The following is a 10806-nucleotide window of genomic DNA, read 5'->3' as shown; positions in this document are numbered from 1 at the left end:
GTCCCACGTCTCGCCCCGGCCGCGGACCCCCACGTCCTGGTCGCCACGCCGACGGATGACGACCGGCACTGGGACGCCCTCCTGGCCGAGCAGCCGGCAACCAGCACCGTGGTGGTCCTCCTGGGCGAGGACACGCCCCACGGACACGACGCCGAAGGCGGTCCGCCCACCGAGCGCGCACTGCGCCACACCCGGCTGCTGCGCTCGCTGGCACTCGCGGCCCGACGCCGGACGGAGTCGGACGACGGGACACGCGTCCGGCTGTGGCTCGTCACCCCGCCGACGGGCGCCCTGCCGGGGCCCGAGCGGCCGCTTCACCCCTCGACGGCCTGCGCCTGGGGGGTGGCCCGCACCCTCGGCAACGAATACCCCGACCTGGACGTCCGCCGGATCTCCCTGGACCTCACCGGCACGCAGGCGGACGCGGACCGTCTGGCCGCCGAACTGACGGACCCGGGTCCCGAGGACGAGATCCTGCTCACCCGGGCCGGGCGTTTCGTGCCCCGGGTGCGCGAGGCGGCCCTCACCGCCCGTGAACCCGCGCCGGCCGACGCGTCGGCTACCTCCTACGCCCTGCGACTGAGCGCGCCGGGCCGCAACTACCGGCTCGACTGGGCGGCCGCGCCCGCACCGGCACCCGGGCCGGACGAGCTGCTGATCTCCGTGTCGGCAGCCGCCTTGAACTACAAGGACGTCCTCCAGGCGTTGGGCGCGATCCCCGTCGAGGAACGGCAGGAGGAGGCCGGCGGCAACGGCTTCACCACCGGAATGGAGTGCGCGGGAACGGTCCTCGCGGTGGGGTCCCGCGTCACCGGCTTCACGCCCGGCGACCGGGTGATGGCCTTCGGCCGGGGAACGCTGCGCTCCCACGTCACCGTCCCCGCGGCGATGGCCGCCCGTCTTCCCCACGGCATGGACGCCTGCCGGGCGGCCACGCTGCCGGTGGTGTTCCTGACCGTCCACCACGCCCTGCACGACCTGGCGCGTCCCGTCGCCGGTGAGACCGTCCTCGTCCACGGCGCCGCCGGCGGGGTGGGACTTGCCGCCCTCCAGTACGCGCGGCAGGCCGGCCTCCGGGTCGTCGCCACGGCCGGCACCGCCACCAAGCGGGACCTGCTGCGGACGCTCGGCGTGCGGCATGTGCTCGACTCACGGTCGCCGGGCTTCGCCGAGCGTGTGAAGGAGATGACGGACGGCGTCGGCGTGGACATCGTCCTCAACTCCCTGTCGGGTGAGGCGATGACACGGGGGCTGGAGGTCCTGCGCCCCGGCGGACGTTTCATCGAGCTCGGCAAGCGGGACATCTACGCGGACGGACGGCTGCCGCTGGGACCGTTCCTCAACGCCATCACCTTCAGCGCCGCCAATCTCGACACCCTCGTCAACACCCGCCCCGAGACGGTCGCCACCGCGTTCGCCGAGGTGGCCGAACGGGTCGGGCAGGGTGTCCACCAGCCCGTCCCGCACCACGTGTACCCGGCCCACCGGGTCACGGAGGCATTCGAGGCCCTGCAGCACTCCCGGCACATCGGCAAGGTCGTCATCTCACTGGAGGAGCCGCCGCCGGTCCGCGAAGAACCGCGGCCCTTCACCCCGGATGCGAACGGCACCTACCTGATCACCGGCGGGCTCACCGGCTTCGGCGCCGCCACCGCCCGCGGACTGGCCGACCGGGGCGCCCGCCATCTGGTCCTGGTCGGACGACGCGGCGCCAGGACCCCCGACGCACCGGCGCTCCTGGAGGATCTGCGCCGGCGCGGAGTGTCCGTCTCCGTCCACGCGGCGGACGTGGCCGATCCGGTCGCCATGGCCGAAGTCCTGCGGAAGGTGGACGCGGCACAGCCGCCGCTGCGCGGGGTGCTGCACTCCGCCACCGTCATCGACGACGCGCCGCTCGGCCGGCTCACACCCGACCAGGCACAACGGGTGCTGCTGCCCAAGGCGGACGGTGCGGAGGTCCTCCACCGCCTGACCCGGGACCGCGATCTCGAGCTGTTCGTCGTGTACTCCTCCGTCTCCGCGCTGTTCGGCAACCAGAACCAGGGCGGCTACAACGCCGCCAACCTGTTCCTGGAGGCGCTGACCCGCTCCCGCCGCGCCGCGGGGCTGCCGGGCCTCGCCGTCGCCTGGGGGGCCCTGGGAGAACACGGATTCGTCGCCCGGCACGGCATCGGCGACGTCATGCGCCGGATGGGCTTCGGCATGCTGTCCTCCGAGGAGGCGCTGACCGCCCTGGAGACGCTGCTGGGCCGCGACGACGACGTCGCCGTGGTGACCCGGACGGACTGGAGTCTGGCCCGCGGCAACTTCACGGCCGTGCGGGCCCCCCGCTTCCGCGACGTCGGCGCCGTCGGCGGCGACGACGACGAACGCGGAGACGGGGCCGCGCTGCGTCAGACACTCGCCGCCCTGTCTCCCGAGGAGGCACTGGCGAGGACGACCGAGGTGGTCACCGACATTCTCTGCCGGATCCTGCAGACCACCGTGGACCGGGTGCCCGCCGACCGGCGCCTCGACCAGCTCGGGCTCGACTCCCTCATGGGCGTCGAACTGCTGACGGCCGCCAACCAGCGGCTCGGCTGCGCCCTGTCCGCGGTGGAGGTGCTCGACAGCACCACCGTCGCGGACGTGGCACGGCGGTACCTGCGCCGGCTCCTGCAGTCCACCGGGTGACACGGCCACGCTGCCCCGGGAACCCCGCCCGGGGCAGCGCGCCGACACCTCCACGACCCGGCGGCGCGGGTTGTCACTCCTCGGCCGGGGGCCTCTCGGTCACCACCACCGGCAGCCGTTCGACGCCCCACAGCACTCCCGACAGCCGCTGGACGACGGGCTCGCCCGTCAGCACGGGACGGCACCGCGCGAGCTCGGCGAAGAGCGCCTGCGCCTGGACACGCGTCAGGTGAGCACCGAGACAGAAGTGCCCGCCCCGTCCCAGGGACAGGTGCTGCCCAGCACGCGTGACGTCGAACCGGCCGGGGTCGGGAAACGCCCCGGGGTCCCGGTTCGCGGCGGCGGGCAGGACCGCCACCACCGTGCCGGCCGGCACGTGGCGGCCCGCGACGTCCGCGTCCCGCAGGGCGATGCGGCTGATCAGGTGGATGGACGGTTCGTACCGCAGGACCTCCTCCACCACGGCAGGAGCACAGGACGGATCAGCGCTCAGGCGTTCCATCTGCTCGGGATGGCGCAGCAGGGAGTACACGCCGTTCGCCATCTGGAGGACCACGGGCTGGTACCCGGCCACCACGAACTGCCCGATCGCGGTGATCACCTGCCGCTCCGAGAGATCCATGTCCCCGGGGCCGGCTGCCAGGAGAGCGCTCACCAGGTCGTTCCGCGGCACCCTGCGGCGCTCCTCGATCAAGACGCTGAGGTAGTGCGCGAACTCCATCCGCGCCGCGGCCAGACTGGCACGGTCCTCCTCCTCCAGCAGGCCGGGGGGATGAAAGGCGAGGCTCAGACCGCAGAGCGCCCCGTACCACCGCGGCCGGTCCGCCAGCGGAACGCCCACGACGGAGCAGATCAGCTCCAGCGCCAGCGGCACCGCCAGGTCGGCGACCACGTCCGCCTCCCCCCTGGCAGCCGCCTCGCGGACCAGGCGGGACGTGCGGTGCCGGATCGCCGGACGCATACGCTCCGTCGCACGCGCGCTGAACGGGCCGGAGACCCGGGCCCGCCGGCACCGGTGTTCCGGCGGGTCGACCAGCAGGAACGACTCCGACTCCAGCGCACCGTCCCCGAGCCCGAAACGCGGGTCGCCGAGGACGGCCACGGCGGCCTCGTATCCGGTGACGAACAGGACGCCGCCCACGGACGTGACCGGTCCGTCGGCCCGCAGCTCCTCGTAGGCGGCGTACGGATCGGCGCGGAAGGCGTCCCCGCGCATGTCGAACGGGAGGTGGTTCCAGAAGTCGCCGCTCACCGCGATGCCGCGGTCCCGCACATCAGTGGCCATCCACGGAATGTAGTCCCCGACGCCCGCGAAGCGGCGCAGCCACGAGCCCTGTCACCGCAGCGGCTTCACCACGCCACCGGCCGCGGCAGGACGTCGCCGCTCCGGACAGCTGTCCGGACAGGAACACACGCCAGGAACGCCACAGGCACCTCGCCGGTCGGCCGATCAGTGCCGCACCATCAGGACGGCGGCGGTGTCGTCGTCCAGGCCGTGGCCGCTGAACCGCGTCAGGTCCTTCTTCAGGAGAGCCGTGACGGCGGCGGCCGGCTCGTTCGCCCACCCGGACATCCGCTCCTCCAGGGGGTAGAAGTCGCCGTGCGCGTCACGCGTCTCGCTGACCCCGTCGGTGTAGAGGAGCAGACGGTCCCCAGGGGTGAAGGGCACTTCGCGAACGTCGTGCGTGTCGTTCGCGAGACCGGCCAGGTTGATCGGCAAGGAGGGGGCGGGCAGCTCAACCAGCCGCGTGCCCGTCCCGTGCTGCCGGACGGGGGGCGGGTGACCGCAGCTCAGCAGCCGGACCGTGTTCCGGTCGTCGGGGATCTCGGCGAGCAGTACGGTGGCGAACCGGCCCGCCGCGTCCGATTCCGGATCCCGTTCCACGTAGCGTGCCATGCTGAACTCGAGCCGTGCGGCCACGGCCGGGAGGTCCGGTGCCGTGTAGGCGGACTCCCGGAAGGAACTCAGCAGCAGCTCGGCCACCTCGACCGCCGGAAGTCCTTTGCCCTGCACGTCCCCCACCATGAGCCGAACGCCGCCGCGCACCCGCAGTGCCTTGTAGAAGTCGCCACCGACGTGAGCCCCCGCCACCGAGGCCTCGTAGAGCAGGTACAGGTCCACCGGGCCCAGCCGGGAGGGCAGCGGTCGCAGCACCGCGCGCTGCGTCGCTTCCGCGACGGCGCTGACCGTGGTCAGCCGGGACTCGCGGTCCTGCCGCACATGGGCGGCCCAGGCGGACGCCGCCGTGACCACCGCGAGAACGATCAGGACGCCGGACGTCCCGGGAACGAAGCTCAGCCCGCGCAGCGTCTCCAGGCCTGCCGCCACCCCCATCGCCAGGACGCCGATGAGCACGGTCGTCCCGGCACCCCACGTACTGGCGGCGATCGCGGGGACGGCGTAGAGCAGCCGGTCCGCCCGGTAGTCCCGCTCCACGACGTCCACGAGCACCGTCAGGACGATCAGCAGGAACGGCAGATACCTGCCCAGGCGGTAGCGGGCTGAACTCCGAAAACGCTCGGCACCGTAGGACGGCGAACCGCTCCCGTCCACTCCTCGCCGCCCCGGCGGCCTGGGTTCACCCATGACCCCATGATCCGGCGTGCACCGGCCCTCCGCGATCCGTCACCGGCACGGGCCTCGGAATTCCACCCCGCACCGTGAGCACCCGTGAACGACGGCAGCGCCCTCGCGAGCAGGGGTGACGGTGCTCCAGGGAGAGTTCGAGCGCGGTGTCCGCATGCGTCCTTGCCGATCAGGTCCGGGTCGAGTGGCGGGTCGAGTGGCATGTCAGTGTCCAGTTCTCGGGTCGGCAGCCCCTGCGGTGAGCATGTCCGCGACCGGTCCGGGCCCGGCCGAGCAGCCACTCGGGCCCTCGCGGACCGGGTGCCGCACACGGCGACCACTACTCCGTCCGGCCTCCTGCCCGTCAGCCTGGCCGTACTCCCGGTGCCCATAACGGCACATATACATATCTTGCGACCATGAGACATGTAATGAAACGCCCTCCCGGACGTTCGGCGTTCGCGTCGCCCCTGGTGCTGCTGGTGGCCGTGGGCACCGCCTGCTCGGGCACCCTCACCGCGCTGACCCTGACCGGCCGGAGCACGGAGGTCGCGTCCCGCGCCCAGGTAGTCATCGGCAATCCGGTCGAGGGGAACAACGGATTCGGCGTCGTCACCGAAGGCGACGCCACCCTCGGCAGCACCGAGTCCGAGGGTCCGGTCGCCGTCGGCGGCGACCTGACCTTCGGCGCCGGCTACAACGTCGCCCTCGACACTCCGGGCGACTTCGTCGCCCCCGGGGACGCACGGCCGACCGCCCTCCTCGTCGGCGGCAGGATCGACCACGCCGGCAGCAGTCCGGTGGGCGTCCTGAGGGTCCTCCAGGACGGCTACGTGAAGATCGGGGACGAGACCGGCAGCACCGCGCTCGACCGGGACCCCAACGGGGCGAGCGTCAACACCCGGGTGGTCGAGGAGGGCAGCGCCTACGACTCCACGCCGCGCGTCGAGCTCACCGTCGGGCAGCCGGCCGCGTCGGTCTTCCAGTCCGGGCTGATGGACTTCACCTCGCTGTTCTCCGTCTACCGGGACCGTGCCGACCGGATGGCCGAGTGCGCTGCCGACGTGACGCTGCTCGACAGCGCCGGCAACCCCCTGGATCCGTCGGACATCACGCCGGGGACCGACGTACAGGTGGCGCTGACCAGCGGCCGGACCAACGTGCTGCGCCTGACCGGGCAACAGCTCAACGACATCGCCGAGATCACCTTCCTCGACCGGCCCACCGCGGACACCCCGCTGCTCGTGGACGTCGACACCACGGCGACCGCCGGGGTCTACGCCTGGAACACCCCGACGCCGGCCGGCATCTCCAGCGCCGAGGCCCCCTACATCCTGTGGAACTTCGCGGACGCGACGAGCATCACCATCGAGTCGGGGGACTCGGTGGAGGGGACGATCTTCGCCCCGCGTGCCGATCTCGTCGACCTCGACCCCTCGAACATCGAGGGGGACGTGATCGTGAAGACCCTGGTGGCCGGCCCGTTGACGGGCGGCCCCTCGGGCGGGGAGGTGAACGCGGGCGAGATCCACTACCACCCGTTCGACGCCGAACTGCGGTGCGGGCCGGCCACGACCCCCTCCCCCAGCCCGTCCGGCTCCGGGTCCCCCTCACCCAGCCCCACCGGTTCAGGGTCCCCCTCACCCAGCCCCACCGGTTCAGGGTCCCCCTCACCCAGCCCCACGGGCTCGGGTTCGCCTTCGCCCAGCCCCACAGGCTCCGGTTCGCCGTCTCCCTCTCCCAGCCCCACGGGATCCGGGTCGCCCTCCCCCAGCCCCACGCATTCCGCGACCCGGCCGCCGAAGACGCATCCTCCGCACCACCCGCACCCTCCGCACCACCCCCAGCACCCGCAGCACCCGCACCCTGAGCCGGGTTACGGCTACGGGCACGACTGACCCCCCTTCCGGCCGGCACGACGCCCCGGTCCCGGGAACGGGGACCGGGGTCCGGAATCGAAAAAGGGGTGCCTGGCCCGCGAAGTCGCAGGCCAGGCACCCCCTTGCCGCGCCGTCGCCGACCGGGGTCAGCTCACGGTGCAGCTGCCGACCGACGGGGTCGGGCTGCTGGGTCCGCTGACGGTGAAGCCGAACGACGTCGACTGCCCCGCGCTCAGCGTGCGGTTGTGGCCGGCCGGGGTCACCGTCACCACGTTCCCGCTCCTGCTGGCGGTGCCGTTCCACAGCGAGGAGATCGTCTGGTTGCTGGCCAGCGTCACCGGCACCCGCCAGTTGGTGACCCCGCCGCTGCCGGCGGTGATGGTCACCTCACCGTTGAAGCCGTTGTTCCACGCGTTCGTGGTGCGGTACGTGGCGCTGCAGGCACCGGTGCCGCCCGGCGGAGGCGTGGTGGGGGGCGGGGTGGTGGGAGGCGGGGTGGTGGGGGTGCCGCCGGTCAGGGAGACGTTGGAGCTGCCGGTGCTCTGGTAGCCCTCGGTGGCCATGATCATGTAGTAGTTGAACGACCCCATGGGCATCCCCGCCCGCTCCCAGGCGTCGAAGTGGACACCGGTGTTGATGGTGCCGCTGCTCCGCTTGCTCTGGCGGATGCTCCAGTACTGCTGGAAGGTCTTGGTGCCTTCCACGGAGGGCTGGTTGGTGCGGGTGGACTCGTAGATGTCGTACGTGCCGCCGCCGTCGGTGACCGTGCCGCGCCTCGCGCCGGCCGAACCGGGGTTGTACGGGCCGAAGTTCTCCACGATGTAGTACTCGACCAGCGGGTTCGCGGTCCACCCGTACAGGGCCAGGTAACCGTTGCTGCCGGGGTTGAAGGTGCCGGAGTAGGTGACGGCCCGGCGACTGCCGTTGCTCCAGCCGAGGCCACCGACCCAGTTGTTCGTGTTGCTCCACTGGCTGCTGTACTGACCGGCCGCGCCCAGCGTCATGGTGACGGAGCCCGGGTCGTCGGTCCAGAAGGAGTAGTAGTACCCGTTGTACGTGCCGGTCGAGTTGCTGGTGAGGACCTGGTCGGCACGGGCCGTGCCGGGCAGGAGCAGCCCGGAACCGGCAGCTGCCACCAGCGCACCGGCGCCACCGAGGACGAACTTCCTACGGCTGACCGGAGCTAAATCGGACTTCTTCGCGGGGGTTTCGCTCATACGAGTGTTCCTCCTCGTAAATGGCACCGTCAGTGACCGAGAGACACGCCGAGCGCGCCTCTGTACACAGCGACGAGGCGACAGGGGGACCGGCCGTACGCCTGCGACGTATGACCGGGGAGCGTCACAACAGTCTTCGGAGGCAGAGAAGTTGTCAATGGTTTCGGAACGTTTTCGAAACTTGGCGGCCTCATGGACTGCGGTATCCCTGGGGCAACCGGACCCATGGGGCACCGGAGCGGAGGAGTGACCGTGACACCTCCGGCCCGGCACTCCGAAACTTTCGATCCCCTTCCGCGGCATGCCGAGGCGACCATGGCGGGACTTCCGGTTGCTGCGCGCCCGCCGTCCCGGCGGCCCGCACCGATCACGCAGAGTGTGCGGTCCGGGCATCGGAGCGCCCCCTGCGCGAGGCAGGGGGGACGGGACGGCGCCCGGGCGCGGAAGCGATCCGGACGCCCGGCACCGCGCACCGTCCCCCCGGTCCTCAGGAGGCGGTCCGCGCCGTACAGCCGACGGTCGCCGACGGGCTGCCGCCCGCGCCGGAGCCGGTGACGATGGCGCCGAAGGCGGCGCTCGCTCCGGGCGCCAGGGCGCCGTTCCACGCCGCGTTGGTGACCGTGGCGGTACCGGCGGAGGTGGTCAGACTGCCGTTCCAGACCTGCGTGAGCTGGGCGCCGCCGGCGGGCACGACGGTGACCGTCCAGCCGGAGAGGGCCGAGGAGGAGGTGTTGGTCACCGTCACCTCGGCCTGATATCCGCCCTGCCACGAGGAGACGGCCCGGAAGGCCGCGGTGCAGACGGCCTCGCCTTCACCCGGCTCCCCCGGCTCCCCCGGCCCACCCGGCACGCCGGCGTCGAGCAGCGAGGCCAGGGCCGGGTACCAGCGGGCGGCGATCTTCGCGTCGCCCGAGGCGTTGGGGTGCACGCCGTCGTAGGTGTCGGCGGCCGTGCTGAAGCCGGTCCACTGGTCGACGACGGCGACCGAGGAGAGCGTCGTGCTCGTCGCCCTGGCCCAGGCGGGGATCCGCGCGTTCAGTTCGACGACGCGCTGGGCGCACTCCCCGCAGGTGCTGGGGTTCATCGGGATGATCTGCGCGACGAGGACCTTCACGTCCGCGTCGACGGCCCGCATCTGCTCCACCAGCTTGGTGTAGGCGGCGAGGATGCGGTCCGGCGGGATGTTGCTCCAGACGTCGTTGGTGCCGAAGTGCATCATCACGACGTCCGGGCGGGTCGCGGCGAGCCGCGCCGGGAGCAGGTTCTGGCCGGCCGTGTTGGTCACCAGTTCGCCGCCGTGGCCCTCGTTGTCGCCGTCGTACTCCTGCCCGCAGCCCTGCGGGCCGAGGGTGCCGACGAAGTCGACGCCGGTGTACCCGGCGGCACGCAACTGGTTCCACAGCACCGCCCGCCAGCACCCGGGGGACCCGGTGATCGAGTCGCCGAGCGGCATGACGCGCACCGGATCCGCGAGCGCCTTCGCCGCCGGAGCGGCCGCGGCGTGCGGGGCGGGGGCCAGCACCAGGGGCAGGAGCAGGGCGGCCAACAGGCCGAGGAGCGGGAGGAATCGCGGACGTAGGAAACCGGTCCTGCGCATCGATGGTCCCTTCTCGAGACGGACGTGGGAGCGCTCCCACGCCCCCTCAGGCCACCATCTTTGTCGTGTGTACGTCAAGACTGCTGCGGCAGGAGGCGAGGCGTACGGAGGCGCCCGGACTTGAGTCTCCCCCCGAGGGAGGGTCCAGGGTCGGCACCGGGGGCAGCCACGGCGCACCTCACCACTCACCACGCCGCACACCGCACACCGCACACCGCACACCGCACACCGCACGAGGAGAAGACCATGCAGGACGTCCGGAGATTCGCCAAGGACTACTTCGCCGCGGCGAGCGCCCGGGACCACGAGCGGTACCTCGCGCTCTTCGCCGACGAGGCCGTCGTGCACGACGACGGCCACAGCCACCGCGGGCTCCCGGCGGTACGCCGCTGGCGCGCCTCGGTGCCCTCCGTGCGCCACGTCCTCCGCGAGGTCACGGGCACGGCCGCCGCCTGCCGCGCCGTCGCGGAGATCTCCGGGGACTTCCCCGGCAGTCCCCTCGACCTCCGCTTCGCCTTCGAGCGGGACGGGCGGGGGAAGATCGTCCTGTTGGAGATCACCGTCCGGTAGCGGGTCCCGTATACCGACACCGGCGCGCACACGTGACCACCGGGAGCGCATCGTGACCGAGCGGCTGACCATCGGGGAGTTCTCCCGGATCACCCACCTGAGCATCCGCGCGTTGCGCCGCTACCACGAGCAGGACCTGCTCGTCCCGGCGGAGGTCGACCCGGTCACGGGCTACCGCTACTACGCGCCGGAGCAGGTCCGGCCGGCCCTGGCCATCAGGCGGTTCCGCGAGCTCGACCTGCCGCTGGCGGATCTGCGGCGCTTCATCGCGGCCGGGTCCGCCGGTGAGCCGGGCGACGGCGC

General features: G+C 72.3%; 8 protein-coding genes. 4 read left to right on the top strand and 4 right to left on the bottom strand.

Translation table 11 applies throughout. The features are described 5' to 3' along the window. Positions 1-2673 (top strand): SDR family NAD(P)-dependent oxidoreductase (locus HW445_RS08470; protein WP_180220409.1); only part of this gene is annotated, 2673 nt, incomplete at its 5' end. Positions 2674-2746: 73 nt separating this feature from the next. On the opposite strand, the gene HW445_RS08465 is transcribed toward HW445_RS08470, so the two are convergent. Both HW445_RS08465 and HW445_RS08460 read right to left on the bottom strand, forming a co-directional pair. Further along, complete coding sequence (locus tag HW445_RS08465; RefSeq protein ID WP_180220408.1) at positions 2747-3958, bottom strand: cytochrome P450; 1212 nt, start codon at positions 3956-3958, stop codon at positions 2747-2749. A 165-nt stretch (positions 3959-4123) separates the two neighbouring features. Beyond that, positions 4124-5260, bottom strand: coding sequence for a PP2C family protein-serine/threonine phosphatase (locus HW445_RS08460; RefSeq protein WP_180220407.1), 1137 nt, complete (start codon positions 5258-5260; stop codon positions 4124-4126). Between the two features lie 398 nt (positions 5261-5658). On the opposite strand from HW445_RS08460, the gene HW445_RS08455 reads away from it, so the two are divergent. Further along, positions 5659-7137 carry a choice-of-anchor A family protein gene (locus tag HW445_RS08455; protein WP_180220406.1) on the top strand — a complete coding sequence of 493 codons (1479 nt, stop codon included), beginning with the start codon at positions 5659-5661 and terminating at the stop codon, positions 7135-7137. A gap of 128 nt (positions 7138-7265) precedes the next feature. On the opposite strand, the gene HW445_RS08450 is transcribed toward HW445_RS08455, so the two are convergent. Further along, positions 7266-8336: a glycoside hydrolase family 11 protein gene (locus HW445_RS08450; RefSeq protein WP_180220405.1), complete on the bottom strand. Its 1071-nt coding sequence runs from the start codon at positions 8334-8336 to the stop codon at positions 7266-7268. 487 nt (positions 8337-8823) lie between these two features. After that, complete coding sequence (locus HW445_RS08445) at positions 8824-9933, bottom strand: GDSL-type esterase/lipase family protein (RefSeq protein ID WP_180220404.1); 1110 nt, start codon at positions 9931-9933, stop codon at positions 8824-8826. A 246-nt stretch (positions 9934-10179) separates the two neighbouring features. Between HW445_RS08445 and HW445_RS08440 the strand changes: the two genes are divergently transcribed. Together HW445_RS08440 and HW445_RS08435 are read left to right on the top strand one after the other, a co-directional pair. Then, positions 10180-10503 (top strand): nuclear transport factor 2 family protein, encoded by a 324-nt coding sequence (locus tag HW445_RS08440; protein WP_180220403.1) that lies wholly within the window; start codon positions 10180-10182, stop codon positions 10501-10503. Positions 10504-10555: 52 nt separating this feature from the next. Then, positions 10556-10806 (top strand): MerR family transcriptional regulator (locus HW445_RS08435; protein ID WP_180220402.1); only part of this gene is annotated, 251 nt, incomplete at its 3' end.

The organism is Streptomyces sp. UH6, assembly GCF_013421635.1.
GTDB lineage: Bacteria > Actinomycetota > Actinomycetes > Streptomycetales > Streptomycetaceae > Streptomyces > Streptomyces abyssomicinicus.
This window is presented reverse-complemented; position numbering and strand designations above follow the sequence as displayed.